This is a genomic window from Campylobacter mucosalis (assembly GCF_013372205.1).
In the GTDB taxonomy this organism is placed as follows: Bacteria; Campylobacterota; Campylobacteria; order Campylobacterales; family Campylobacteraceae; genus Campylobacter_A; species Campylobacter_A mucosalis.
This window is the reverse complement of sequence record NZ_CP053831.1, coordinates 1670446-1696197: the sequence shown is the minus strand read 5'-3', so window position 1 is coordinate 1696197 and position 25752 is coordinate 1670446. Positions and strand designations below refer to the sequence as shown.

The following is a 25752-nucleotide window of genomic DNA, read 5'->3' as shown; positions in this document are numbered from 1 at the left end:
TCACAAATTGGCGTCCGCTAAGCGGATCTTTCCCTATTTTAGGGGAGTTTTGAATGACTTTGCGTCAAAAACTTAAGCTACCTCGGTTATATACCGAGCATTTTCTTTACTGCTGAGACGTTTGTGCTATCCACGTATTGTGGTTGGCGAAGATCTCTTTTGCGATTAGCAGACTTTTTAGTCAAGATGTGGCTTCTAAAAGCTGAACCACGTTTGATCTTGTTTTTGCCTACTTTAAAGCGTTTAGCAGCACCGCGAACGGTTTTCATTTTTGGCATACTAAATCCTTTAGTGTATTTTACGACTGAACGTAAGGAGTGGATTATACTCAAATATTGCTTTAACTAAATTAAATTTACATACTCTTTACAAAAGTGGTAAAAAATAATATAATTGCGAACTTTATTTTAAAAGGGAGCTAAAATGTTACCCATGGTCGGGTTTGCACTCTAAGTTATCTTACCAGAAACTATCTCTTGCTTATTTGCTAATAGGTCAAGAGTATTACAAATTCCACTTCTCTTTACGTAAAAGCGGTTGTCATCCGCCTTTTGGTATATCTATCTAACTCATCAACAAAAATAAAATTTACAAGGATAAAAAATGATAAAAAGTTATGTTACAGGTTTTCCAAGAATTGGCGAAAAAAGAGAGTTAAAGCGTTCATTAGAGGGGCTTTGGAGTAAAAAAGAGGGGTTTAGTCAAGATAGTTTAAGCCAAACAGCAAAAACGCTTCGTGCTAGACACTGGGAGTATCAAAAAAATGCAAATATAGACGTCATATCTAGCAACGACTTCTCACTTTATGACATTATGCTAGATACGATTTTTATGCTAGGTTGTGTGCCGTTTAGATTTAGGGGTTTAAGCGGAAACGAGCTATATTTTTCAATGGCACGTGGCAACAATAGTGCCGTTGCTATGGAGATGACAAAGTGGTTTAATACAAACTACCACTACATCGTGCCAGAACTTCACAAAGGCACAGAATTTAACCTAAATAGCCAAAAGGTTATTAGCGAATATAACGAAGCTAAGGCACAAGGGATAAAAACAAAAATCAATCTAATTGGTCCTATAACGTTTTTAGCACTTGCAAAAACGACTGATGATAGCTGTGCATTTTGTCATCTTGATGAAGTTGTAGCAAAATACGCCGAACTTTTAGCACAAATTTCAAAACTTGATGATGAGATTATCGTGCAGTTTGATGAGCCGATTTTTGTTACCGATAAAGGCGATGAGCTAGCGGATAAAATCGTACCAGTTTATGAGAAACTAACAAGCGTAGCAAACAACGTTAAAATCGTATTTATGACATATTTTGAACACGCCTTAAAAGCTGTAAATGAGGCTATTAAAACTAAAATTTATGGTATCGGACTTGACTTTGTTTATGGGGTAAAAAATTTAGATGCTCTTGAAATTTTAGCAAAGTCAAACGTTGTATTATTTGCTGGTGTAGTTGACGGCAGAAACGTTTGGAAGAGTGATATTGATAAAAAGGTTGAGTTTGTAAAAGAGATTGAAAAAAGACTTGGCGGAAAGGACTTTTATGTTGGTTCATCTTGCTCACTACTTCACGTGCCATTTACTCTAAAATACGAAGAGAAAATAAATCCAGAGGTAAAGAGTTGGCTAAGTTTTGCGGTTGATAAGTTATCTGAAATTTCGATTATCACGGCTCTTGCAAACAACAAACCGCTTTGTGAAGTTGCGACTAAAATTTACAACGATAACAAAGCTAGTGCAAACTCACGTGCAAATTCTACGCTTATTCATGATAAGGCTGTTGCTGAGCGCGTTAATGCTCTTGTAAAATTACAGAGAGATCTAAGCTTTGATGAGCGTATAAAAATCCAGCATAAAACCCTAAACTACGGCATTTTACCAACTACTACGATAGGTTCTTTCCCACAGACTACCGAGCTTCGTGTGCTTCGTCAAAATTTCAAAAAAGGCGAGATAGATGAGAGTACTTATAATGACGGGATTAAAAAATACATTGATGATTGCGTAAAATTTCAAGAGGAGTGCGGACTTGACGTGCTAGTTCACGGAGAGCCTGAGAGAAACGATATGGTTGAGTATTTTGGTGAACAGATTAAAGGCTATGCGTTTAGTGAAAATGGCTGGGTGCAAAGCTATGGCAGTCGTTGTGTAAAGCCACCGCTTTTATTTGGTGATGTAAGCCGTCCAAAACCGATGACCGTTGATTGGATAAGCTACGCTCAAAGCAGGACTGATAAAATAATGAAAGGTATGCTAACTGGGCCAGTTACAATCCTAAACTGGTCGTTTGTGCGTGATGATAAGCCACGAGCCGAGATCGCAAAGCAACTCGCACTTTGTATAAATGATGAAATTTCAGACCTTCAAGACGCTGGTATAAAAATCGTCCAAGTTGATGAGGCGGCTTTTAAGGAGGGTTATCCACTTCGTGTAGAAAATATCCCAGCTTATGAGAAATTTGCCGTTGATTGCTTTAAGCTTTCAGTTAGTTCAGCACGCCCAGAGACGCAAATTCACACGCATATGTGCTACTCTGAATTTAACGATATAATTAAAACCATTGAAGCAATGGATGCTGATGTTATCTCTATTGAAACGGCTAGAAGTGGCAATGAGCTACTTAAAATTTTCAAATCAGTTGGCTACAAGCAAGAGGTAGGGCCGGGCGTTTATGATATCCACAGCCCACGTGTACCAAGCGTTGATGAGCTAGTAACACAGATAAAAGCACTGCTTGAAGTTCTGCCAAAAGAGCAGCTTTGGATAAATCCAGATTGTGGTCTTAAAACTCGCAAATGGGAAGAGGTTAAGCCAAGTCTAGTAAATATGACACAAGCTGTTAAAATCGTAAGAAATTCTTAAAAATTTAAAAGGCGTTGATGATGAAAAAGCTTTTATTATTTATTTTATTGGTACTATTTTTTGTAGGTTGTGGTCGTAGTTCAATACCTTTAAACAAAGGTGCACTTCAACAAAGAAATGTCTATGATGTTAATGAAATTTTAGGTTCTGAATATGCTAAACAAAATATCAAAGGTTTTGACAGAGTAAGACTTGAATTTGGTTCAAATGATCAAAATAAAACCATCAAAAAGGCAAATATTAAGGTTCAAAAATACGTAACTACATCTAGTGTAGAATTTATAAAAGATGCTTGTACGGAAGCGTTTATTGAAATTATTCGTAAATATGTCAAGTCTGCTATAAAGCATAAGGCTGATGTTGTTAATATATCAAGTAACTGGCGTGGCAACAAAGAACTTTTAAAAGATAAATTTGTTTGTATGTCTGGACCAAAGACGATAGGCATAATGCTAACCGCCGACTTTGCAGAAAAATAGGCGCGATGCTAAAAGGGAATTTAAAAAATAATAAAGCTGGAATTTTACTTTACGGACTTACACCGCCAAAAGCGGAGTTTGACGAGCAAAAGCTTCGTGAAATTTCATCTCGCTGGACGGAGCGTATAAATAGCGTAAATGCCGATGGCTTGGTGCTTTATGAGATACAAGATGAGAGTGCTAGAATGGGTGAGCGGACGTTTGAGTTTAGCGACACCCTAAGCCCAAATAACTACTACAACGACTATCTAAATGTAAAAACGCCAAGTATTTTTTACAACGTGGCAAACAAATATGATGAGCAGAAATTCCGTGAAATTTTGGCTCATCAAAGTGCCAATCTAAGCGTATTTGTAGGAGCCGCCTCGAGTAAGATAGAGCCAAAAATGAGCCTAAATAGGGCTTATGAGATAGCACGAGATGAGTTTAAAAACCTTTGTGTAGGCGGTATTTGTATAGCCGAAAGACACGCCAAAAAAGGCGATGAGGAGCAAAGAATGGCTCACAAAGTATCGCTTGGCGCGAAATTTTTCATCTCGCAGGCGGTATTTGATCTGCCTTTAGCCAAAGAGCTTTTAAATGCCGTGGCAAGGGCAAATTTAAATGTGCCAATCATCTTTACATTTACGACTTGTGGGACGCCAAAAACGCTTGAATTTATAAAGTGGCTTGGCATAAATGTGCCACAAAACGTAGAGGAACGCCTTTTAAAAAGCAGTGATATTTTGGCTGAGTCGTCAAAAATTTGCGTTGAGAATTTCGCTCAGCTTTATTTGCTTGGTCAAAATTTAGGAGTAAGTGTAGGTGCAAATATCGAAAGTGTGATGGCAAAACGTGCCGAGATAGAGGCTAGTTTAAGCCTTGTAAAGGAGTTTAGAGGGGTATTATAATCCAGCTTCAAGCAACGCTTCTGATTGAGCTTGATAGCGATGATGTGACTATGTTTTTAAAGGATATTTACTTAGCCTTAGTTAGCGATGAGCTTGATAATTTAAAACTCAAAGATGATTTTGAGGCACTTGTAATAAAGGCAAACGGCGTTTCTAGGCTACCAGAACACGTTTTTTAAATTTTCTTATTCAATACGCAAAAAAGAGTGAGTTTGGTCTTACGCAGCTTATTTCTAGGATTGAGTTTATTATTAAGGATTTAAAGGCTAGAAAGGTAGTTTCAGCTTAGCCTTCGGTGCTAAATTTAAACAATGATATGTTTTTTGAACACCCAATTAACACCTTTAAAAAGATAAAAGATTTAGAAAAAAGTGTTACGTTTTTAAATCTTTATGATGGCGTAAATATCCAAAATGACGGCACGATTTTAAATATCGGCGAAGATAGTGTAACGCTTCAAACGACGCTAAATCAAATTTTAGCTATGAAGCAAGAAGGTAATGCTTATATTTTAAAAAATGATTATTTTTTAAAGCACATAAAGGCTGATATTAGCGATTTTAATCTAACTTCAAAGACGATTACGCTCACGAATTTTAAGCGTGTTGAAAAGATGAGTGCTAGCCTTAGAAAGCACCAAAGGGTGCATCCAAATAAATTTACAAGAGTTAAACTAAAAGGCGAAAATACCGAACTTTTAGGTAATCTTTATGATATTTCAAAGGGCGGACTTAGTGTATTAAGTCAAGAGGATGTGAAATTTCATCCACACGAAAAAACTATGTGTGAGCGAGGATAGCTGTGTTACGACTACACTTGATTTAACGCTTGTCGTGCAGATAAATTACAACGGATTTATGCGTTATTGTATGCAAAATCACAATCAAATCACGCCTGAGCTTGATAAATTCATAGATAAAAGGGTTGAGATACGATAAATGAGCTAAATGAGCTTCAAAGCCACTATCAATGAGTGATAAATTTCTGCTTGGCATTAAAGATAACGAGCCATTTTTTTATAAAAGTAGCGATTTAAACACTCACGCACTCATTGTCGGTATGACAGGTTCAGGCAAAACCGGACTTGGTGTTACGCTACTTGAAGAGATTTGTTTAAAAAATATCCCAAGCTTTGTCATTGATCCAAAAGGTGATATGGCTAATCTTTGTTTGTCGCTTAAAAATGCTGATGAATTTTTGCCTTACGCAAAAGATAAAGACACGGCAGAAAATTTAGCAAATAGTCTAAAAATCGGACTTGAAAATAGTTTTGGTAGTTTAGCGCGAGTTAGTGAGTTTAAAGATAGCGTGGATTTTACGATTTATACACCAAAAAGCAGCAGTGGGGTTGGTGTAGCACTTTTAGGCGACTTTACGTTACCGCAAAATTTAGACGATGAAGCAATGATAAACTACATAAATTCGCTTACAAGTTCTATTTTGTCGCTAGTTTCACTTCAAAATGACGATACATCAAAAGAGTATATTTTAATAAATGAAATTTTAATAAGCACTTTTAAACAAGGTAAAATTTTAACTCTAAATGAGCTGATTTTAACTCTAAATGAGCCACCATTTAGCCAAATTGGCGTCTTTGAGATTGAGAAATTTTATCCAGCAAATGAGCGTTTTAAGCTTAGCGTCAAATTAAACTCACTCATTGCAAGTGCGAATTTTAAAGCCTATACAAACGGCGAACGACTTGATATAAAAAATATGCTTTTTAACGGCAAAAAGGCAAAATGCAACATTTTTAGCATATCGCACCTAAATGATAACGAGCGTATGTTTTTTGTTACGTTTTTATTAAATGAAATTATCGCTTGGTTAAGGACGACAGAAGGCACAGATGAGCTTAGGGCGGTGTTTTAAGCACACAAAATCCAGTAGATTTAGATTATAAAGGGCTTGGCAATATCGGTACTTGGTTTATCGGCAGACTCTTAACCACTCAGGATAAAGAGCGAATCATTAGCGGACTAAATGGCGATAAAAACTCGCTACGCCCTAAGCTATCTAAAAGGTCCATTAACGACTGATGAAATTTCAAATTTGATGAGCCAAAAACGTCAAAATTTTACGCCAAAATCTACACAAATTTCACAAAAACCACTTTTGTCAAACGAGATAAAACAGCTTTATGCAAGTAAAAATACGGATTTAAATGCCTATTTTTTAGGCACGGCAAAGGTCAGATTTTATGATTTAAAATTAAATATTGATACTATTTTAGACATTAGTTTTATTGGCGAGGCGGTTGAAAATTTTAGCTGGCAAAATGCTAGTAAAATTTAGCTTTAAATTTTAATCAAATGCCAGAAAATGCGACATTTACGCAATTGCCAAGTGAAATTTTACGTCTTAAAAATACAAAAAATTTACAGAGTGATTTAAAGGATTTTATCTATCAAAATGAAGGGTTTTATGTTTATACGCTTTTTGGCATTAGCTCAAATTTAGGCGAGAATAAAGAGCAGTTTTTAGCTAGGATAAAAGATAAAAGGGCTGAAATTTTAAACAAAGAACTAGAAGCGTTAGAACAGAAATTTAAGACACAAAGAGTAAGGCTTGATGAGAGATTAGCACGTGCAAAACAGAGGCTAGTTAAAGAGCAAAATGACGCAAAATCTAGCACGATTGACGCCGTAATAAATATCGGTGCTGGTTTGATTGGTGCGTTATTTGGCAAAAAAGTGTCTCAAAAATCGCAACTAGCGTAAAAAGCACAAATCGCCTTTTAAAAGAGCGAAATGACGTGAAATTAAGCGAGGCTGGGGTTGATGAAATTTTATCTTTGATTGATGATTTAGAGCGTGAATTTGAGCAAAAATCAGGCGAGATTACAGCAAACAATGAAAATTTAGAGCCGTCTTTTATAAAAATCGCTCCAAAAAAGAGCGATATTTTTATAAAAGATGTAGTTTTGGTTTGGATGTAGCTACTTTTTTGATAGCTTGATTGCATTTGCTAAATCAGCAATTAAATCATTTATATCCTCTACGCCGATTGCTAAACGAAGTAGGTTTGGTTTAATGCCGATTTTTTCTTGAAGCTCGGCTGGATAAGATTCGTGTGTCATTGATGACGGCTGACAAACAAGACTTTCGACGCCTCCAAGACTAACGGCTAAATCAAATAGTTTTAGCGATTTTACAAATTTTTTGTAATCATAATTTTCGTTTAGCTCAATTGAGATTAAAGCACCGATATCGCCAGCTTGGCTCTTTTGGATTTTATCTTCATAATCTGAGTATGACCCAGCATAATGCACAGCGTCAATGGCTTCGTTTGATTTTAAAAATTCAATGATTTTATGCGTATTTTGCATCTGTCTATCAAAACGAACACTTAGCGTTTTTAGTCCGCGAATTAGCGAATATGCGTCAGTTGGGCTTAAATTTGAACCAAGTGTGTTTTTAATAAATCTTAATTTCTCGCCAAGTGCTTCGTCGTTTGTCGTAGCGATGCCAGCGATGACATCAGCGTGTCCGCCGATATATTTTGTCGCTGAATACACGACAACATCAACTCCAAAATCAAATAATTTTTGAAAATATGGCGTTAAGAATGTGTTATCAGCGACTACTAAAATCCCCTTTTTATGTGCTAAATCCACGATTTTTTTAATATCAGTTACTCTTAAAAGCGGATTTGATGGCGTTTCTACAAAAATCATTTTAACATCTGGTGTTAAGTCGTTTTCGCTAAGTAAATTTAAGCCATCAACTAGCTCATATTTTATGCCACTATCTGCAAAAATATTGTGTGCGTATCTAAATGTCCCGCCATAGACATTGTTATTTAAAAGCACTTTGTCGCCACTTTTTAGCAAATGAAAAACAGCCGTAGTTGCCGCCATCCCCGATGAGAAGCTAATGCAGTGTTTGACGCCTTCAATCTTTGCAAATAGCGTTTCAAATGCGTCTGTGGTCGGATTTAAGCCGCGTGAGTAGCAAAATTTGCCAAATTCATCAAGTCCGTCTTGTGCAAATGTGCTTGATAGATAAATCGGTGGCACGACGGCCTTGTGTTGGTCATCGTGTGCACAAATACCTTTGACTAAAAGTGTGTTTAAATTCATCATCTCTCCTTAAAATTTCATCGCTGAAATAAAATTTACAATTCTATCGTTGTCGTTGTAAAAAAACTCATCGCTTGTGCCATCAAAAATGATATTGCCCTTGTCTAAAAACAAAATCCGATCCGCTGCTCGCTTTGCAAATTCCATATTGTGGGTCACGATTATGATTGAGCGTTGTTCTTTGCTTAAATCAAAAATAACCTTTAAAACTTCGGCTTCAAGTTCAGGGTCAAGTGCTGATGTTGGCTCGTCAAGCAGTAAAAAATATGGTTTCATCGCTAATGCCCTAACAATCGCAACTCTTTGCTTTTGTCCGCCTGAGAGTGTGGCTGGATATGCGTTTTCTTTTTGTGCCAAACCTACTTTTTTTAGTAAATTTCTAGCGTTTTCTATCGCCTCTTCTTTTGGAATTTTAAGCACATTTATCGGTGCTTCAATGATGTTTTCAAGCACGTTTAGGTGCGGAAACAGGTTAAAATCTTGAAAAACCATACCAGTGTGGCTACGAAATGGTATTTTTTGTCTCTCTTTGATCGGCAATGAAAAATTTATATAAAATCCACGTAGATACATTTGTCCGCTATTTGGGGTTTCAAGCAGATTTATACAGCGCAAAAGCGTTGATTTGCCAGAGCCAGAGCTACCTAAAATCACCGTTGTTTGCTTGTCGTAAATTTCTAAATCTATATCTTTTAAAACGTGATTTTCACCAAAAAATTTGTTTATTTTTATGAGTTTTACTGACATATTTATCCTAAAAATTTTGATGAGCGTTTCTCTAAATATGACTGCAAAAACGTAAGTGCTGTGCAGATTATTAGATACATAACGGCGACTAAAACATAAAGTAAAAGTGGCTCAAAAGTCCGTGCAGCAATGCGTTGAGCGACCATAAACATATCAACCATCGTTATAGAAGCAGCCAAAGATGTGTCTTTAACTAGGCTAATAAAGGTGTTTGAAAGCGGTGGGATAGAAATTCTCATCGCTTGCGGGGCGATAATTCGTCGTAAAATCATAACCTTATTCATACCAAGAGATAGTGCTGCCTCCCATTGTCCCTTTGGCACCGAAAGGATAGCTGCCCTAATCGCTTCTGATGCGTAAGCGCCGACATTTAGGCTAAACGCAACAATGGCTGCACTCCAAATATCAAACTGAATTCCAACCTTTGGTAGCCCATAAAACACGATAAAAAGCTGAACAAGCATAGGGGTGCCACGAAAAATCCAAACGTAAAAATCAAAAAATATTTTTAAAATTTTAATCTTTGAAAGTCGCGCAAGTGCCGTAATAACGGCAATAACAAGCCCAAAGGCAAATGAAATAATACTAAGCGGTATCGTGATTTTTGCCCCAGCGACTGCAATTGGCACAATCGCTTCAAATATAATTTCAATTGCCCGTTCTATATCAAATCCTTTTTATTGTGAGATATCTTTGCCGAAGTATTTTATTGAAATTTCCTTTATTTTTCCATTATTTTGTAACTCTTTTATAGCGTTGTTGATTGCATTTACTAAATCATCTTCGCCTTTTTTAACAATAGCGGCTGAAAGTATCGCTTCATCGCCGTTTTTTGCGATTTTTATCGGTGCGTCTGGTTTTTGTTTTAGATAATCATAAAATGTAACGTCATCATTTATTGTAGCGTCGGCACGTTTTGTGATGATCAGCTCAACACCTTTGCTAAATCCGTCGGTAGTTACAATATTTGCACCAAGATTTTCGGCTAATTTCGCCCAGTTGCTAGTGGCTGAGTGGGCTGAATTTTTGCCCTTTAAGTCGCTAAAATCTTTAATGTCGTTGTTATCTTTATGCACGATTAAGGCACTTCGTGATTTTGTGTAAGGTAGTGTGTAGTCGTATTTTTTCTTTCTATCTTCATTTATTGTAACTTGATTAAAGACAACATCAGATTTACCAGCATCAAACGCCGCCAACATAGCATCCCAAGGCGCTTCAACAAACTCAACTTTTACACCGATTTTTTCGCCAACAGCCCTAGCAATATCAACATCATATCCTACAAGCTCATCTTTTTCGTTGTGATACGAAAACGGCGAGTAGGTCCCTTCTGTGCCAACTCTTAAAACACCATCTTTTTTGATACGCTCAAAGGCATTTTGGCTCTTTGCTTCATCACCTCCGCAAGCTACGAAAAATAGCGTTGCAGTCGCTAGAAATATCGTTTTTGCTAAAAATTTTAGTTTCATTTGCAGTCCTTTTTATTTACGTTTGCTTTACGTTTGAGCGATTTTAGCAAAAAGTCATTAAATTTGGTTAAAATTTTAAAAATTTTCTAACTTCATCGTTAATAAAATTTAAATCACCGCTTATTTTTTCTAAAAACGCTGAGCGATTAAATGTCCGCTGTCTTTTTGCAAGTTGCGCTGTGTGTGTAAAAATTAGTGTTTCAAGTTCGTTTTGACTTGAAATTTTACCACTAAAAAACTCGCCACACTCTTTTAATCCGATTGATTTTAGTGGTTTTAAATCGCTATCATAACGCTTAAATAGCCACTTTGCTTCATCAAGAAGTCCATTTTTTAACATATTTTTGGTGCGAATTTCTATGCGTTCTCTAATTGTTTTTACATCCCATAAAATTTCAAATATCGGAATTTCTTTTAAAATTGGCTCTTGCGTGTTGTTTTTTAGCCATAAGCTCGGCTTTTGATTGCTAAATTTATAAATACAAAACCACTTTTGTAGTCGGTATGTGTCATTTTGGCTAAATTTTGCTTTAAATTCTGGGTCAATTTGTGTGATTAACTCATAAATTTTGGCATTGTCTGGCGTGTCGTATTTTGGCACATCTGGTGTGAGTCCGCTCATCATCGCCTTTAAATAAAATCCGCTCCCGCCGGTGATTATTAAAATTTTGTTTTGCTTTTTAGCATAATCTCGTGCTTGTTTGTAAATTTCAAAAAACCTGCCAACGCTAAAATTTTCATCTGGATTAATTAAATCAATGCCAAAATGTTTAACATTTTTTAAATCATCTTTGCTTGGTTTAGCACTTGCTATGTCAATATAGCGGTAAATTGATAGACTATCAAGGCTTAAAATAATGCCGTTAAATTCACGTGCTATTTGCAGTGCTAGGTCGGTTTTGCCACTTGCTGTCGTGCCGATGATGCAAAATTGTCTAAACATTTTAAATCCCTTAAAAATTAAAAATTATACTAAATTTAAAGAAAATCCGTGTAAAATCCACGAAAAACTCTTGGATAAAAATACAAAAATTTCTAAATTTATTAAAAGATATTAGCGATTTAATCGTCTTTAAGCACTCAATATTTGCTTTGCCGTTTATTTTTACGGCGATGATTGTGGCTAGTTTTATTAAAACAGGTTCGGCTTGGTTTGGCTTTAAACTGCTGATTTTAGGCGTTTTGTGTGCTGTGAGTGCTAGAAATTTTGCTATGGCGTTTAATCGCTATGCCGATAGAGATATTGATAAACATAACCCACGAACAGCATCTCGCCCTAGCGTTGATGGCAGGATTGGTGCAAATAATTTGCTCATTTTTATCGCTATAAATGCCATTGTTTTCGTGCTTGTAGCGTATTTTATAAATGATTTAGCATTTTATTTAAGTGTGCCGATTTTAATTATTCTTGCAATTTACTCAATTTTTAAGCGTTTTAGTTCGCTCGCACACGTTGTTTTAGGTGTTAGTTTAGGACTTGCACCAATTGCAGGCGTGGTTGCTGTGGCAAATGAGATTACGCTTTATGCTGTGCTTTTATCGCTTGGCGCGGTTTTTTGGGTGGCTGGATTTGATCTGCTTTATTCGCTTCAAGATTTAGAATTTGACGTTAAAAACGGACTTTTTAGTGTGCCTAGCATTTATGGCGATAAGGCCACGCTTTTTATTTCAGCCCTATTTCACGCACTTGCTGTGTTGTTTTGGTTGCTTTTTTGTTGGTCGGCAAAACTTGGTGGATTTGCATTTTTTGGTGTGGTGTTAAGTGGTGTGATTTTATGGCAAGAACACCGCATTGTAAGGCGTGATTTTAGTAAGATTTATAGGGCATTTTTCACGCTTAATGGTTATCTTGGCATTATGTTTTTTATCTTTGTTTTGGTTGATTTATTATGAGATTAGTCCCTGCTAGTTTGGTGCTGGAATTTGAGCTTGATGATGATAAAAATGAGCAGTTTTTTAATGAGTTTAACTCAATGACAAGAAGCGAAGAGGACGCACTTGGAGCGTGGCTAAAACGTGCCAAGGCAAGAGGCGATACAAAAGAGAGCGATCAGGTGCTTTTAACGCTTTTAATTGAACTTCATCGTAAATTTGATGAGCTTAGCGAGATAATAAAAAACGAGCAAAAAAGCAGGATTGAGCTTAAAAGTGTGGCTAAAATTAACGGCATTGGCTTTGATGGCATTAGCATTGATGAGCCAAAATTTCAAAGTGGCAAAAGCTATTATGAACGTATTTTAATGCCGATATTTCCAAAGCGAACGATAGCTATTTACCTAACTGGAGTTGATGAAAAAACAGCAAAAATTTCAACAATGCACACTGATGATGAGAGTGATTTTAATGCCTATGTAACCGCAAGAGAGCGTGTGATGATACGGCAAAATAGAGATTAAAGGAGAAAATTTGGATTATATTTTGTTTTTAGTGTAATTTTAGCAGCACTTTTAGGTTTTATCTATCTAAAAGAGCTTGAATCAAAAAAAGAAATTTGCTAGATTTGAAAAGGTTATTGAGGGCGTGATACAAGAAAATTTTGCCTTAAAAAAGCAACTTTTAACGCTAACAAGCACAAATGATGGTGGCGTGGTGGATTTAAGTGTGCTTGAAAAACAGCTTGATGAGAAGATTGAGAGTCGTTTAAGTGAGAAAATTTTACCTCTTTTTAACTCGCTAAAAAACATTGAAAGCACGATAGATGAGTTTCAAAGTGAGCAACAAAGCCGAATTTATAGCCTTGAAGAACGCACTCGCGATATAAATAAAATCACACCGCCAAGTATGCAAAATGAAGCAGAGCAGATAGTGCGACTTTTTAACGAAGGCAAAAGTAGTGAAGCTATCGCAAAAGACCTGTATTTGGGGCTTGGCAGAGTTGAGTTTGTGTTAAAAATGCATAAATTAATTTAATTTTATTTATATTTTGTTTTAAATTTGTTTTATACTGCCTTGCTTTGTGCAGATTTTCATATCTAACAACTTTTTGGTTGCTATGATAACTATAAAAAAATAAATAGATAAAATTGCTCTGCGAGTTGGCTATTGCTGATTTTCTTAAAAAGCCTATAATAGACTTTTAGATTATGCTACAAAATCTCATTATGTGATAAAGCACTGAAAGAACTAGTTTGCAAATGGCAAAAATCATATAGTTTTTGGGCTTATGCAAAGCATAGATTGACTAAATTTAAGGGGATTAGAAAGGAATTTTCTATCTTTATCACAAAGAAAATGAATTTGGTAAGAAAAAGTCAAATTTGATTTACTTGACTCAAACAAATATAGTCTGTTTAAGAATTTCAGAAGCTAAAATTAGAGAAATTTTAAAGTATTTTTGCATAGATGTTAAAGCTAGTAAAATGTCTAAATTAACATGAATTTTAGAACAAAACTTATGTAAAAATTTTAAAAATATCAGAATTTTAAAGATACAAGAATACGAAAAAATTTCTAAATTTAATGGCAAAATAAGATAGGTGAAAACTACTTTAAAACCAAAAATGGTTCGTAAAAAACGTAACAATAAACAGCTAGTATTTTGTGTGCTAAAAAGAGTTGGCAAGACTTATGTGCGGTTTATCAAAAAATGAGCTAGTGCCTATTTTAAGACTTATAGTGGTTTGGTAGATTAAAAGTAAAAGCTAAAATGGTATAGGGAAATTTTGGGGTTATTGAAGTAAGTTTAAAGAGATAAAAGAGTGTAAGCTTAGATTTAATAACAGAGAAAATTTTTATCAAATACTACTTATTAGGTTTAATTGAGACAAAATTATAATAATCTAAAAAAATATCTTATATAAAAATGCGAAATTTTAAAGTCCAGCTTCAAGTAACGCTTCTGATTGAGCGTGAGTTATGAGTGGGTCGATAATCTCGTCAAAAAGCCCAGCTGTCATTATCGCGTCAAGGCGGTAAAGCGTGAGGTTTATGCGGTGATCTGAGATACGATTTTGTGGGAAGTTGTAGGTGCGTATGCGTCCAGAGCGGTCGCCTGTGCCGACCTGCTCTTTTCTATCTTTCATCTCTTTTTCAAGACGCTCAGCCTCTTGCATTTCAAAAAGTCTAGCTTTTAGCACTTTCATCGCAGCGTCTTTATTTTTATGCTGGGATTTGCCGTCTTGGTTGGTTACTACGATACCTGTTGGTATATGTGTGATTCTGACGGCACTATCGGTTGTATTTACGCTTTGTCCGCCGTGTCCTGAGCTTCTCATTACGTCGATTCTAAGGTCGTTTGGATTTATCTGCACTTCACTATCCTCAACCTCTGGCATAATGGCAACCGTAACCGCTGAAGTATGCACACGCCCTTGAGATTCGGTTTCTGGCACACGCTGAACCCTGTGCGTACCACCCTCAAATTTCAAGCGTGAGTAAGCCCCCTTGCCCTTTATGAGCAAAATCACCTCTTTAAATCCACCGACACTGCCCTCGCTTTGGCTAACGATCTCAAATTTATATCCCTTTGCGTCCGCGTATCTGATGTAAGCATTAAACAAATCGCCCACAAATAACGCCGCTTCATCGCCACCGGTACCAGCACGAATTTCTAAAAAGATATTTCTATCATCATTTGGATCTTTTGGTAGGAGTAGAATTTTTATCTCGTTTTCAAGCTCTTCTTTGCGAATTTGAGCATTTTTAAGCTCTTCTTTTGCCAAATCGCCAAGCTCACTATCATCAAGTAAAGCCCTATTTTCTTCTATATCGTCAAGAGTTTTTAGGTAGTTTTTAGCCGTATTTCTTATCTCTTCAAGGCTTGATTGCTCTTTTGAGAGTTTCGTCATTTTCTCAATATCATTTACAATATTTGGATCGCTAAGAAGTGATGAAATTTCATCATAGCGATCCAAAAATGGACGAAGTTTATCGGCTAACATTTAAAATTTATGCGTTTTTTAGTGAATTTACAAGTTTTGCAAGGCGACTTACACGGCGTGAAGCTGTTTGTTTTTTCAAGAAGCCCTTGCTTACGAAGCTATGAAAACTTTTATTTGCTAGTTTTAAAGCCTCTTCTGCTTTGCTTAAATCTTTTGCTTCAACAGCCACTACAACACCTTTTGTGATGTTTTTAAGTCTTGTGCGGTAAAATCTGTTTCGCTCTGTTCTTTTTATCGTTTGCCTTGCTCTTTTTTCAGCAGATTTGTGATTTGCCATAAATTTACCCTTTTTGGAATTAATTTTAAATTGCCGATTTTACTAAAAATATATTTAAATGACACTTAATTTAAGTGAGCTTTAATTAAAACAAAAATTTAAGTGGATTTTGATAAAATCAACGAAAATTTTGCTATTTATGGTTTTTAAATTTCATAACTCAGCATAGAACGCAACGCCCTATCGGCACAAGAATTCGTTTCTTGGTGCGATATGCTTCATTATGAAATTTTAAAATTTAAAATAGAGCAATAAAGTATAAGAAAAAAGGATAAAAATAATGAAACTATTTGGCACTGACGGCGTTCGTGGCAAAGCTGGTGAGAAAATTTCAGCTCAAACGGCGATGAGATTAGCAATGGCGGCTGGAATTTATTTTAGAAAGCACTCAAACACAAATGTGATTTTAGTCGGCAAAGATACTAGAAAATCGGGCTATATGATAGAAACGGCAATCGTTGCTGGGCTTACGGCTGTGGGGTATAATGTCCTTCAAATTGGCCCTATGCCAACACCTGCTGTGGCATTTTTGACTGAAAATATGCGTTGTGACGCTGGGATTATGATAAGTGCTAGTCATAATCCATATTATGATAACGGCATTAAATTTTTTGACGCTAAGGGTGATAAACTAGATGAGAATATAGAAGCACAGATAGAGAAAATTTTTTATGATGATGAGATAATTGCAAATGCTCAAAAAACTATGGAAAACATCGGTGCAAACAAGAGAATTGATGATGTCATAGGGCGTTATATTGTCCAGATTAAAAACTCATTCCCAAAAGAGCTAAATTTAAGAAATTTACGCGTTGTTTTAGATGTGGCAAATGGTGCTGCCTACAAGGTCGCTCCGACCGTGTTTAGTGAGCTTGGAGCCGATGTTATCGTTATAAATGACGAGCCAAACGGCTCAAATATCAACCAAAGTTGCGGAGCGCTTCATCCTGAAAATTTAGCTAGTGAGGTTAAAAGACTTCGTGCTGATATCGGCTTTGCGTTTGACGGCGACGCTGATAGACTTGTGGTCGTTGATGATGAGGGCAATATCGTAAATGGCGACGCTGTGCTTGGTGTGCTTGGTGTGTTTTTATCAGAACAAGGTGCCTTAAAAGGCGGTGGTGTGGTCGCTACGATAATGAGTAATGCTGCATTAGAGGACTATTTGTCAAAACATAAATTAAAGCTATTTCGGGCAAATGTCGGCGATAAATATGTGCTTGAAATGATGAAAAAAGAGGGCATAAATTTTGGTGGAGAGCAGAGCGGACACGTGATTTTTAGTGACTTTGCAAAGACCGGAGACGGCTTAGTTACTGCAATGCAGGTGGTTGCAATGCTACTTAAAAAGGGCAAAAAAGCGAGTGCTGTTTTTAACGAAGTTAAGCCATATCCACAAATTTTGCTAAATTTAAAGATAACAGAGAAAAAACCGCTTGATGAAATTTCTGGATTAAAAGAGTTGCAAGAGAGCCTTAAAAAAGAGGGAATTCGCCCACTATTTCGCTATTCAGGCACTGAAAATTTAATCCGCCTTTTACTAGAGGGCAAAAATCAGGCTTTGGTTGAAAAGCGTATGGATGAGGTTGAGAAATTTTTTGTGAAAGCATTAAATTCGTGAAGGGTATTTTTTTAAAATTTCTGATCGCTTTTTTTGTAATTTTTGCAATTGATCAAGCTATAAAATGGCTATATGTCGCAGGTTATGGCAGATATGATGGAGAGTTTTTTTCACTAATTCTTACATACAACAGGGGCGTGGCATTTTCTATGTTTGCTTTTTTGGGCGAGAATTTAAAATTTATACAAACAGCACTTTTAATTGTAGTTTTTTTATATTTGGTAAAAGAAAAGACAATCATTTGCTCGCACACCATTGCTATTGGTATGATACTTGGTGCTGGTAGTTCAAATGTGCTTGATCGCTTTATCCACGGTGGAGTTGTGGATTATGTATTTTGGCATAAATGGTTTGAATTTGCGGTATTTAACTTTGCTGACGTAATGATAGACATTGGCGTTGTGGTCATACTTTTTCAAAGTTTTTTGCATAAAAAAGCACTTAAAAAGGAAAAAAATTGAACAATATATACATAGCTTATGCGTTGTGGTTCTTCTTAGGTTGGCTTGGGGCTCATAGGCTTTATCTTGGCAAATTTATATCAGGCTTTGCGATGATGGCTCTATTTTTTACGGGTTCTGCTCTGACGTTTATTTTAGTTGGATATCTATTTTTAGCGATTTGGGGAATTTGGTGGATAGTTGATGTATTTTTAACTGGTTCTTATGTTGATAAAAATATAATAAAGCAAAATTTAAAAGATGAGCTAAGAAACAAAGATATCGCGAATGACTTACGCACACTTTATGAGCTTTACGAATCAGGAAAGATAAGCAAAGCAGAGTTTGAAGCTAGAAAAGAAATACTATTTAGATAGGAGAGAATATGGAAATTTTTAGTGAGTATTACAACTACTTTAGGTATTTGCACTACCTGTTTTTCATATCGTGGATGGCGATGTTATTTTATCAGCCTAGGCTTTATGTCTATCACGCTGAGAACTACGACAAGCCAGACTATGTCAAAGTGGTTGAAGTGATGGAGTATAAGATGTATAAGTATATAGGCTACCCAGCGTTAATCGGCTCTTTTGCAACAGGTGTGCTTATCATACTTGCTATGCCTGATCTGCTAAAAATAGGCTATATGCATCTAAAGCTACTAGTCGTTGTTTTAATGGCAGCTTATCATTTTAGCTTGGGTTATTATATGAGAGAGCTAAAAGCTGGTCGCTGTAAGAGAACGGGTATGTTTTTTAGGGCATATAACGAAGTTCCAACAGTCGCAATGCTTATTATTATATGGATGATAGTTTTTAAACCATTCTAATTTTTGGTCGCCTTGTGCGATGGTTTAGCTAGACATAAATCGTTTAGTAATATCATTATAAAAATTTACAAAAAGGACGTTTATGATACATAAAATTTTAATCGCAAATCGTGGCGAAATCGCGGTACGTATCGTTCGTGCGTGTAGAGATTTACATATGCAAAGTGTAGCTATATATACAAAACCAGACGCCCAGTGCTTACACGTAAGAATAGCCGATGAGGCTTATATGGTAAGCGAAGATCCTATAAAAGGGTATCTTGACGCAAAAAAGATAGTGCAAGTAGCACTTGAGTGTGGTGCGGACGCGGTTCATCCTGGGTATGGATTTTTAAGCGAAAACTATGAATTTGCCAAGGCTGTGGAGGAGGCTGGGCTTATTTTTATAGGACCAAAGGCTGATGTAATAAAGAAAATGGGGGATAAAAATATCGCTCGTATGCTTATGAAGCAAAATGGCGTTCCTATCGTGCCTGGCACAGAAAAATTAAATGACGAAAGTATGCAAAATATAAAAGAGTATGCAAGACGCATAGGCTATCCTGTGATACTAAAAGCAAGTGGCGGCGGCGGCGGTCGCGGGATACGAGAGGTTTGGAAAGAGGAAGATATGGAGGACGCCTTTGAGTCTTGCACTAGGGAGGCAAAGGCGTATTTTAATAATGATGAAGTTTTTATGGAAAAACTTGTTGTCAATCCTCGCCACATTGAGTTTCAAATTTTAGGCGATAATTACGGGAATATCATACATCTTTGCGAACGCGACTGCTCTATACAACGCCGTCATCAAAAGGTTATCGAGATCGCTCCGTGCCCGTCTATAAGCGATGGTTTGCGTAAAACTATGGGTGTTGTAGCGGTGGCAGCTGCAAAGGCTGTTGGCTACTCAAATGTCGGAACGATCGAGTTTTTGCTAGATGATGACAACCGATTTTATTTTATGGAGATGAACACTAGGATACAAGTTGAGCACGGCATTACCGAGGAGATAACCGGGGTTGATTTGGTTGTAAGGCAAATTCGTATAGCTGACGGCGAGATACTTGAGCTAACCCAAAGCGACATAAAGCCAAGAGGATACGCTATAGAAGCTAGGATAACAGCTGAAAATGTATGGCAAAATTTCACTCCAGCACCAGGGAAAATTTCAGGATACTACCCAGCACTCGGACCAGCCGTGAGAGTTGATAGTCACGCTTATAAGGATTATGAGATACCGCCTTTTTTTGACTCTTTGGTGGCTAAACTCATAGTTAAAGCCGACGACTATGATTCTGTGGTAAATAAGCTTGAACGTGCTTTAGATGAATTTACAATTGAGGGCGTTAGGACGATTATCCCGTTTTTACTTGCTATTAGCAAGAGCCGTGAATTTAGGCGAGGTTTTTTTGATACGAGCTACGTTGAGAAAAATTTAAAAACCATCTTAGAAAACACTCACGACGATATGAATGTAAATCACGAAAAGGACATAATAAACGCGATAGAACAGGCGATAAACAGGTACCGTAAAGCGAGATAATTCTCGCTTTATCTTTCCTTTATTAAAGGAAATAAATCCTGTAAATTTTTGCTAAAACTACCAAAATTCTTGCAAATTTAGAGATTTTTTAGTAAAATCGCGTTCTCTTTACGAAAGATTTAATATCTGTTTGCATGATTAAAAGCCACAAAAAGCTTACAATCCTCTGTAAATTTGTCTATGTAAAGGGGTCGCGGGTTTGCGACAAGTTCTTTTTAAAGGAAAAAATATGGAAAGAATCAGGTTAAAGCTAAAAGCTTATGACCATAGAGTTCTAGACCGCACAGTTGCAGCAATTGTAGAAGCTGTCAAAAGAACTGGTGCTGACGTTCGTGGTCCAGTGCCAATGCCTACGAAGATTAAACGCTACACAGTCTTAAAATCTCCACACGTAAATAAAGACTCACGTGAGCAGTTTGAGATGAGAATTCACGCTAGAATGCTTGACATTGTAGCAGCTACTCCAGAAACCGTAGATAGCCTAACAAAACTTGACTTAGCCCCTGAGGTTAATGTTGAAGTTCGTGCAATGAAGTAAGGAGCAAGTTATGGAATTCATCGTAGAAAAAATCGGTATGAGCAGAACAATCGCTGCACAAAGCATACCAGTAACGCTACTAAAACTTGTAGATACAAAAGTTTGCGAAGTTGATGAAAGCGGTCGTGCTATCGTAGCATACGCTGATACAAAAGCAAACAACAAAGCTATCGCAGGTCAGCAAAAAAAATACAATCTAACTGCTGAATTTAACAAATTTGCTACTTTGCAAGTTGCAAACAAAGAGGCTGGTGCTATTGATGTTTCGGCATTAAGCGAAGCAAAGGTTTTAAAAGTTAGCTTTAACTCAAAGGGTAGAGGCTATCAAGGTGTTGTAAAAAGACACGGATTTGCAGGTGGTCCAGCTAGCCACGGTTCACGTTTCCACAAACGCCACGGTTCAATCGGTAATAGAGAGTGGCCAGGTCGTGTTCAGCCAGGTATGAAAATGGCAGGACATATGGGCAACGAGAAAGTAACCGTTAAAAACGAGCTAGTAAGCTTTGATGCAGAAAATGGCATTATCGTTGTAAAGGGTTGTGTGCCGGGATTTAATGGTGCAATGGGCAGAATAAGGATTGTAAAATGAGTAAAATTTGTGTATTAAATGATAAATTTGAAAAAGCTAGTGAGCTAGAACTTCCAGCAAGTTATGCAGAGGTAAATCCACACAATCTTTATCTTTATGTAAAATCTTACCTAGCTTCTATGCGTGCAAATTCAGCTCATACAAAGAGCCGTGCATTTGTAAGCGGTGGTGGTAAGAAGCCTTGGAGACAAAAAGGTCGCGGTGGTGCTCGTGCAGGTTCAACTAGAACAAACGTATGGGTTGGCGGTGCAGTAGCATTTGGTCCTACAAATGAGAAAAACTACTTCCAAAAGGTAAATAAAAAGCAAAAAAGACTTGCTCTTGAATTTGCACTAAATGAAAAAGCAGCAGCTAATAAACTATTTGCAGTTGATAGCATAGCAGTTGAGAGTGGCAAGACAAAAGACGCAGCTAAAATCATCAAAGCTCTAAATGTAAGAGATGTTTTAGTTGTTAAAGATTTGCTTGATGACAAAACTCTACTTGCATTTAGAAATTTAGCAAATAGCTATGTTGTTGATGCTAGTGAAGTAAATGCTTATTTGGTATCAACTTATAGTGCAGTTATAATTGAAAAAGCAGCACTTCAAACTATAACAAAAGAGGGCTAAAATGGCAGATATTACAGATATCAGAACAATTATATATACAGAAAAAACTCTTGGCCTTGGCGAACAAGGTGTTGTAGTTATCCAAACTTCACCAAAAGTTACCAAAAATGGTTTAAAAGAGGTGCTAAAAGAGTATTTTGGTGTAACGCCACTTCGCATAAATTCACTAAGAATGGACGGCAAAGTTAAGCGTTTTAGAGGCAGAGTTGGCGTTAGAGATGACGTGAAGAAATTTTACGTTAAGCTACCAGAGGGTGTAACCCTAGAAAACACGGAGGCATAAGATGGCTATAAAATCATATAAACCATATACCCCAAGCCGTAGATATATTACTGGTTTAAGCAGCGAAGATATCACAGCTAAACCAAGTGTTAGAAGCCTTCTTGTAAAACTTCCAGCAACTGGCGGTAGAAATAACAATGGTCGCATTACTTCAAGACATAAAGAGGCTGGTGCTAAAAAACTTTATCGTATTATTGACTTTAAACGTCGCAAATTTGATGTTGAAGGCAAAGTTGAAGCGATTGAGTATGATCCAAACAGAAACTGCCGTATCGCACTTATTGCTTACAAAGACGGCGAAAAACGCTATATCATTAAGCCAAGCGGACTAAATGTAGGCGATATTATCGCTAGTGCAGAAAACGGCGCACTTGACATTAAACCGGGTAACGCTATGAAACTACGCTATATCCCAGTGGGAACGATAGTTCATAACATAGAGTTAAAGCCGGGCAAAGGTGCTCAAATAGCTCGTTCAGCTGGTGGCTATGCTCAGCTAATGGGTAAAGAAGAAAAATATGTCATCGTTCGTATGCCAAGTGGTGAGATGAGACAAATTTTGGCTGAATGTATGGCAAGTATCGGTGTTGTTGGCAACGAAGATTGGGCAAACGTAACTATCGGTAAAGCTGGTCGTAACCGCCACAGAGGTATCCGCCCACAAACACGTGGTTCTGCAATGAACCCAGTTGATCACCCACACGGCGGTGGTGAGGGTAAGAAAAACTCAGGTCGCCATCCAGTAACTCCGTGGGGCAAACCAACAAAAGGTGCAAAAACTCGCCGTAAAAAAGCAAGCGATAAGCTTATAATTTCAAGAAGGAAAGGAAAATAGAGATGGCAAGATCACTCAAAAAAGGTCCTTTCGTAGATGATCACGTTATGAAAAAAGTTGATGCCGCTAAAAAGGCAAACGACAACAAGCCAATCAAAACTTGGTCAAGACGAAGCACAATAGTGCCTGAGATGATTGGACTTACATTTAACGTTCATAATGGTAAGAGCTTTATACCTGTGTATATCACAGAAAATCACATAGGCTACAAACTTGGCGAATTTGCTCCAACACGCACATTTAAGGGTCATAAAGGCTCAGTGCAAAAGAAAATAGGTAAGTAAGGGGTAGGTTATGAGTAGATCAATTACAAAATTTGTTAGACTTTCACCTACAAAAGCTAGACTTATAGCACGTGAAGTTCAAGGTATGAATGCCGAACTTGCTCTTGCAAGTTTGCAGTTTATGCCAAATCGTGGTGCAAAATTTATCGCTAACGCTATCAGCTCGGCTGTTGCAAATGGCGGTTTTGAGCCAGAAGAGGTTGTGGTCACTAGTTGCCGTGTTGATGCAGGCCCTGTGTTAAAAAGATTTAGACCAAGAGCGAGAGGTAGTGCAAGTAGAATTCGCAAACCAACTTCTCATATATTGGTAGAAGTATCAAAAGCAAACAAGGAAGCATAATATGGGACAAAAAGTAAATCCGATAGGTCTTAGACTTGGTATTAACCGCAACTGGGAGTCAAGATGGTTTCCTGCTAAATCAAACTTGGCTGAAAACATTGGCGAAGATTATAAAATTCGTGCATATTTAAAGAAAAAACTTTACTATGCTGGAATTTCACAAATTTTAATAGAAAGAACGGCGAAAAAACTTCGTGTAACCGTTGTTGCTGCTCGTCCTGGTATCATCATCGGCAAAAAAGGCTCTGATGTTGAAGTACTAAAAAATGACGTAGCAAAACTAATCGGCAAAGAAGTAAATATAAACATCAAAGAAGAGAGAAAGGCACAAGCGTCAGCACAACTTGCAGCTGAAAACGTTGCTATGCAACTAGAGCGTCGTGTTGCTTTCCGCCGTGCGATGAAAAAAGTTATTCAAGGTGCTCAAAAGTCAGGTGCAAAAGGTATTAAAATTTCTGTTGCAGGACGTTTGGGTGGTGCTGAGATGGCAAGAACTGAATGGTATCTTGAGGGTCGTGTGCCACTTCACACACTTAGAGCAAAAATTGATTATGGTTTTGCAGAGGCACACACGACTTATGGAAACATAGGTATAAAAGTGTGGATCTTTAAAGGCGAAGTTCTTCAAAAGGGCGTTCAACCAGAGCGTAACGAAGAAGAAAAAAGCGATCGAAAACCACGTAGAGCAAGAAGAGGTAAATAGTTATGTTGATGCCTAAAAGAACGAAATTTCGTAAGCAAATGAAAGGCCGTAATCGCGGCTATGCAACTCGTGGCACAAACCTATCAACAGGCGAATTTGCACTAAAAGCTGTTGAAGCAGGTCGTGTAAATTCACGTCAGATAGAGGCTGCTCGTCAAGCTCTTACACGTCACGTTAAAAGACAGGCTAAAATTTGGATTAGGGTTTTCCCTGATAAACCACTAACTAAAAAGCCACTTCAAACTCGTATGGGTAAGGGTAAAGCAGGTGTTGAAGAATGGGTAATGAATATTAAGCCAGGCCGCATTATTTATGAATTAGCAGGTGTTAGCGAAGAGCTTGCAAAAGAAGCACTTACACTAGCTATGCATAAATTGCCATTTAAGACAAAATTTGTAACGCGAGAGAGTGAAAATGAAATATACTGAGTTAAAAGATAAAAGCGTTGCAGAACTAAACGCTATGCTTAAAGAGAAAAAGGTGCTTTTATTTACATTAAAGCAAAAGCTAAAAACTATGCAGTTAAGCAACCCTAATGAGATAGGTGCTGTCAAAAAAGAGATAGCACAAATCAATACTGCAATTAGTGCGATAAAATAAGGGGCGTAAAATGGCATTAAAAAGAGAAATTCAAGGCGTAGTTTTACAAAAGGCTGGTGATAAAACAGCTACTATTTTGGTTGAAAGACGCGTTATGCACCCAAGATACCACAAATTTGTAAAGCGTTTTAAAAAGTATTTAGTTCACGATGAGAAGAACGAAACAAACGCAGGAGATACAATCCTAGCAGTTGAGTGCAGACCACTTTCAGCACGCAAAAGCTTTCGCCTAAAAGCTATCTTAGCAAAGGGAGTTGAGTAATGATTCAAAGTTTTACAAGACTTGCAGTTGCTGATAATAGCGGTGCAAAAGAGTTAATGTGTATTAAAGTTTTAGGTGGTAGCAAGAGAAGATATGCGACTTTGGGCGATATTATTATCTGCTCAGTTAAAAAGGCTCTACCAAACGGCAAGATCAAAAAAGGTCAAGTCGTTAAGGCTGTTGTTGTTAGAACTAAAAAAGAGGTTCATAGAGAAAATGGCTCACTTATCAGATTTGATGAGAATGCAGCCGTTATACTTGATAACAAAAGAGAGCCAGTAGGCACACGTATCTTTGGTCCAGTTGGTCGTGAGGTTAGATATGCTAACTTTATGAAGATTGTTTCACTAGCACCGGAGGTTCTATAATGGTTAAGTATAAAATCAAAAAGGGTGATTTAGTAAAAATCATCGCAGGAGATGACAAGGGTAAAACCGGCAAAGTTCTGTCTGTTCTTGCAAAAAAAGGTCAAGTTATAGTTGAGGGTTGCAAAGTGGCAAAAAAAGCTATAAAACCAAGCGAGAAGACTCCAAATGGCGGTCATATAAACAAAGAAATGCCAATAGACATCTCAAATGTTGCGAAAGTTGAGGGCTAA

General features: G+C 37.1%; 39 protein-coding genes and 1 pseudogene. 32 read left to right on the top strand and 8 right to left on the bottom strand.

Going from position 1 to position 25752, the window contains the following annotated elements; translation table 11 throughout:
• Nucleotides 1-86: 86 nt before the first annotated feature.
• A complete protein-coding gene (gene rpmI, locus CMCT_RS08765; protein ID WP_034969943.1) occupies nt 87-278 on the bottom strand; it encodes a 50S ribosomal protein L35 in 192 nt (63 codons plus the stop codon).
• A gap of 325 nt (nt 279-603) precedes the next feature.
• On the opposite strand from rpmI, the gene metE reads away from it, so the two are divergent.
• From metE to CMCT_RS09350, 10 genes are all read left to right on the top strand, one after another.
• Nucleotides 604-2874, top strand: a complete 2271-nt coding sequence (gene metE, locus CMCT_RS08760) for a 5-methyltetrahydropteroyltriglutamate--homocysteine S-methyltransferase (RefSeq protein WP_034969945.1) — start codon at nt 604-606, stop codon at nt 2872-2874.
• 20 nt (nt 2875-2894) lie between these two features.
• The gene (locus CMCT_RS08755; RefSeq protein ID WP_034969947.1) at nt 2895-3353 is read left to right on the top strand and encodes a hypothetical protein; all 459 of its coding nucleotides are present in this window, start codon (nt 2895-2897) and stop codon (nt 3351-3353) included.
• A 5-nt stretch (nt 3354-3358) separates the two neighbouring features.
• The gene (locus CMCT_RS08750; RefSeq protein ID WP_034969950.1) at nt 3359-4243 is read left to right on the top strand and encodes a methylenetetrahydrofolate reductase; all 885 of its coding nucleotides are present in this window, start codon (nt 3359-3361) and stop codon (nt 4241-4243) included.
• 44 nt (nt 4244-4287) lie between these two features.
• Nucleotides 4288-4422 carry a hypothetical protein gene (locus tag CMCT_RS09475; protein ID WP_280525193.1) on the top strand — a complete coding sequence of 45 codons (135 nt, stop codon included), beginning with the start codon at nt 4288-4290 and terminating at the stop codon, nt 4420-4422.
• A 137-nt stretch (nt 4423-4559) separates the two neighbouring features.
• Nucleotides 4560-5042 (top strand): PilZ domain-containing protein, encoded by a 483-nt coding sequence (locus CMCT_RS08745; RefSeq protein ID WP_217903839.1) that lies wholly within the window; start codon nt 4560-4562, stop codon nt 5040-5042.
• A complete protein-coding gene (locus CMCT_RS08740; RefSeq protein ID WP_171994274.1) occupies nt 5029-5181 on the top strand; it encodes a hypothetical protein in 153 nt (50 codons plus the stop codon). The genes CMCT_RS08745 and CMCT_RS08740 overlap by 14 nt, the downstream gene beginning before the upstream one ends.
• A 31-nt stretch (nt 5182-5212) precedes the next feature.
• Nucleotides 5213-6115 carry a helicase HerA domain-containing protein gene (locus CMCT_RS09365; protein ID WP_051654922.1) on the top strand — a complete coding sequence of 301 codons (903 nt, stop codon included), beginning with the start codon at nt 5213-5215 and terminating at the stop codon, nt 6113-6115.
• Nucleotides 6116-6226: 111 nt separating this feature from the next.
• Nucleotides 6227-6538 carry a hypothetical protein gene (locus tag CMCT_RS09360; protein WP_051654923.1) on the top strand — a complete coding sequence of 104 codons (312 nt, stop codon included), beginning with the start codon at nt 6227-6229 and terminating at the stop codon, nt 6536-6538.
• 17 nt (nt 6539-6555) lie between these two features.
• Nucleotides 6556-6963: a hypothetical protein gene (locus CMCT_RS09355; protein WP_051654924.1), complete on the top strand. Its 408-nt coding sequence runs from the start codon at nt 6556-6558 to the stop codon at nt 6961-6963.
• Nucleotides 6964-6998: 35 nt separating this feature from the next.
• The gene (locus CMCT_RS09350) at nt 6999-7181 is read left to right on the top strand and encodes a hypothetical protein (RefSeq protein WP_051654925.1); all 183 of its coding nucleotides are present in this window, start codon (nt 6999-7001) and stop codon (nt 7179-7181) included.
• Here the strand turns inward: CMCT_RS09350 and CMCT_RS08730 are convergent, their stop codons facing one another.
• From CMCT_RS08730 to miaA, 5 genes are all read right to left on the bottom strand, one after another.
• Nucleotides 7182-8324, bottom strand: a complete 1143-nt coding sequence (locus CMCT_RS08730; protein ID WP_034969952.1) for a trans-sulfuration enzyme family protein — start codon at nt 8322-8324, stop codon at nt 7182-7184.
• A gap of 9 nt (nt 8325-8333) precedes the next feature.
• On the bottom strand, nt 8334-9071 hold the full coding sequence (locus CMCT_RS08725; RefSeq protein WP_034969954.1) for an amino acid ABC transporter ATP-binding protein: 738 nt from the start codon (nt 9069-9071) through the stop codon (nt 8334-8336).
• Between the two features lie 2 nt (nt 9072-9073).
• A complete protein-coding gene (locus CMCT_RS08720; protein ID WP_244948648.1) occupies nt 9074-9700 on the bottom strand; it encodes an amino acid ABC transporter permease in 627 nt (208 codons plus the stop codon).
• Nucleotides 9701-9748: 48 nt separating this feature from the next.
• The gene (locus CMCT_RS08715; protein ID WP_176325115.1) at nt 9749-10540 is read right to left on the bottom strand and encodes an amino acid ABC transporter substrate-binding protein; all 792 of its coding nucleotides are present in this window, start codon (nt 10538-10540) and stop codon (nt 9749-9751) included.
• 67 nt (nt 10541-10607) lie between these two features.
• Complete coding sequence (gene miaA, locus CMCT_RS08710) at nt 10608-11483, bottom strand: tRNA (adenosine(37)-N6)-dimethylallyltransferase MiaA (RefSeq protein WP_034969959.1); 876 nt, start codon at nt 11481-11483, stop codon at nt 10608-10610.
• Between the two features lie 80 nt (nt 11484-11563).
• Between miaA and mqnP the strand changes: the two genes are divergently transcribed.
• From mqnP to CMCT_RS08690, 4 genes and pseudogenes are all read left to right on the top strand, one after another.
• Nucleotides 11564-12433 (top strand): menaquinone biosynthesis prenyltransferase MqnP, encoded by an 870-nt coding sequence (mqnP, locus tag CMCT_RS08705; protein ID WP_034969961.1) that lies wholly within the window; start codon nt 11564-11566, stop codon nt 12431-12433.
• Nucleotides 12430-12936, top strand: a complete 507-nt coding sequence (locus CMCT_RS08700; RefSeq protein ID WP_034969963.1) for a hypothetical protein — start codon at nt 12430-12432, stop codon at nt 12934-12936. The genes mqnP and CMCT_RS08700 overlap by 4 nt, the downstream gene beginning before the upstream one ends.
• Before the next feature lie 76 nt (nt 12937-13012).
• Entirely contained in the window at nt 13013-13450 is a 438-nt protein-coding gene (locus tag CMCT_RS08695; RefSeq protein ID WP_176325114.1) for a DUF6115 domain-containing protein, read from the top strand.
• A 148-nt stretch (nt 13451-13598) separates the two neighbouring features.
• Nucleotides 13599-13779, top strand: a pseudogene (locus CMCT_RS08690) (IS1595 family transposase); the annotation flags it as partial.
• A 573-nt stretch (nt 13780-14352) separates the two neighbouring features.
• On the opposite strand, the gene prfA reads toward CMCT_RS08690, so the two are convergent.
• Nucleotides 14353-15420, bottom strand: coding sequence for a peptide chain release factor 1 (prfA, locus tag CMCT_RS08685; protein ID WP_034969965.1), 1068 nt, complete (start codon nt 15418-15420; stop codon nt 14353-14355).
• A 7-nt stretch (nt 15421-15427) separates the two neighbouring features.
• Entirely contained in the window at nt 15428-15697 is a 270-nt protein-coding gene (gene rpsT, locus CMCT_RS08680) for a 30S ribosomal protein S20 (RefSeq protein WP_034969968.1), read from the bottom strand.
• 280 nt (nt 15698-15977) lie between these two features.
• Here rpsT and glmM point away from each other — a divergent pair, with 280 nt between their 5' ends.
• The 18 genes from glmM to rplX all read left to right on the top strand — a co-directional run bounded on the left by glmM (nt 15978) and on the right by rplX (nt 25752).
• Nucleotides 15978-17318, top strand: a complete 1341-nt coding sequence (gene glmM, locus CMCT_RS08675) for a phosphoglucosamine mutase (RefSeq protein WP_034969971.1) — start codon at nt 15978-15980, stop codon at nt 17316-17318.
• Entirely contained in the window at nt 17315-17779 is a 465-nt protein-coding gene (lspA, locus tag CMCT_RS08670; RefSeq protein WP_034969973.1) for a signal peptidase II, read from the top strand. The genes glmM and lspA overlap by 4 nt, the downstream gene beginning before the upstream one ends.
• Nucleotides 17776-18135, top strand: a complete 360-nt coding sequence (locus CMCT_RS08665) for an NINE protein (protein ID WP_034969975.1) — start codon at nt 17776-17778, stop codon at nt 18133-18135. Before lspA ends, CMCT_RS08665 begins: the two co-directional genes overlap by 4 nt.
• An 8-nt stretch (nt 18136-18143) precedes the next feature.
• Nucleotides 18144-18587 carry a protoporphyrinogen oxidase HemJ gene (gene hemJ, locus CMCT_RS08660; protein ID WP_034969976.1) on the top strand — a complete coding sequence of 148 codons (444 nt, stop codon included), beginning with the start codon at nt 18144-18146 and terminating at the stop codon, nt 18585-18587.
• An 82-nt stretch (nt 18588-18669) separates the two neighbouring features.
• Nucleotides 18670-20109: an acetyl-CoA carboxylase subunit A gene (locus tag CMCT_RS08655; protein WP_034969978.1), complete on the top strand. Its 1440-nt coding sequence runs from the start codon at nt 18670-18672 to the stop codon at nt 20107-20109.
• Between the two features lie 229 nt (nt 20110-20338).
• Entirely contained in the window at nt 20339-20647 is a 309-nt protein-coding gene (gene rpsJ / locus CMCT_RS08650; protein WP_034969979.1) for a 30S ribosomal protein S10, read from the top strand.
• A 10-nt stretch (nt 20648-20657) separates the two neighbouring features.
• Nucleotides 20658-21236, top strand: a complete 579-nt coding sequence (rplC, locus tag CMCT_RS08645; protein WP_034969981.1) for a 50S ribosomal protein L3 — start codon at nt 20658-20660, stop codon at nt 21234-21236.
• Entirely contained in the window at nt 21233-21847 is a 615-nt protein-coding gene (gene rplD / locus CMCT_RS08640) for a 50S ribosomal protein L4 (RefSeq protein WP_034969982.1), read from the top strand. Before rplC ends, rplD begins: the two co-directional genes overlap by 4 nt.
• 1 nt (nt 21848) lies before the next feature.
• Nucleotides 21849-22130, top strand: a complete 282-nt coding sequence (locus CMCT_RS08635) for a 50S ribosomal protein L23 (RefSeq protein WP_034969985.1) — start codon at nt 21849-21851, stop codon at nt 22128-22130.
• 1 nt (nt 22131) lies between these two features.
• On the top strand, nt 22132-22965 hold the full coding sequence (rplB, locus tag CMCT_RS08630; RefSeq protein WP_034969987.1) for a 50S ribosomal protein L2: 834 nt from the start codon (nt 22132-22134) through the stop codon (nt 22963-22965).
• 2 nt (nt 22966-22967) lie between these two features.
• The gene (gene rpsS / locus CMCT_RS08625) at nt 22968-23249 is read left to right on the top strand and encodes a 30S ribosomal protein S19 (RefSeq protein WP_034969989.1); all 282 of its coding nucleotides are present in this window, start codon (nt 22968-22970) and stop codon (nt 23247-23249) included.
• 10 nt (nt 23250-23259) lie between these two features.
• Nucleotides 23260-23589 (top strand): 50S ribosomal protein L22, encoded by a 330-nt coding sequence (gene rplV, locus CMCT_RS08620; RefSeq protein WP_034969992.1) that lies wholly within the window; start codon nt 23260-23262, stop codon nt 23587-23589.
• Nucleotide 23590: 1 nt separating this feature from the next.
• Nucleotides 23591-24292, top strand: a complete 702-nt coding sequence (gene rpsC, locus CMCT_RS08615; RefSeq protein ID WP_034969994.1) for a 30S ribosomal protein S3 — start codon at nt 23591-23593, stop codon at nt 24290-24292.
• 2 nt (nt 24293-24294) lie between these two features.
• Nucleotides 24295-24720, top strand: a complete 426-nt coding sequence (rplP, locus tag CMCT_RS08610) for a 50S ribosomal protein L16 (protein WP_034969998.1) — start codon at nt 24295-24297, stop codon at nt 24718-24720.
• A complete protein-coding gene (gene rpmC / locus CMCT_RS08605) occupies nt 24707-24892 on the top strand; it encodes a 50S ribosomal protein L29 (protein WP_034970001.1) in 186 nt (61 codons plus the stop codon). The genes rplP and rpmC overlap by 14 nt, the downstream gene beginning before the upstream one ends.
• 10 nt (nt 24893-24902) lie before the next feature.
• Nucleotides 24903-25154 carry a 30S ribosomal protein S17 gene (rpsQ, locus tag CMCT_RS08600; protein WP_034970012.1) on the top strand — a complete coding sequence of 84 codons (252 nt, stop codon included), beginning with the start codon at nt 24903-24905 and terminating at the stop codon, nt 25152-25154.
• Nucleotides 25154-25522: a 50S ribosomal protein L14 gene (gene rplN / locus CMCT_RS08595; RefSeq protein ID WP_034970014.1), complete on the top strand. Its 369-nt coding sequence runs from the start codon at nt 25154-25156 to the stop codon at nt 25520-25522. The genes rpsQ and rplN overlap by 1 nt, the downstream gene beginning before the upstream one ends.
• Complete coding sequence (gene rplX / locus CMCT_RS08590) at nt 25519-25752, top strand: 50S ribosomal protein L24 (RefSeq protein WP_034970016.1); 234 nt, start codon at nt 25519-25521, stop codon at nt 25750-25752. Before rplN ends, rplX begins: the two co-directional genes overlap by 4 nt.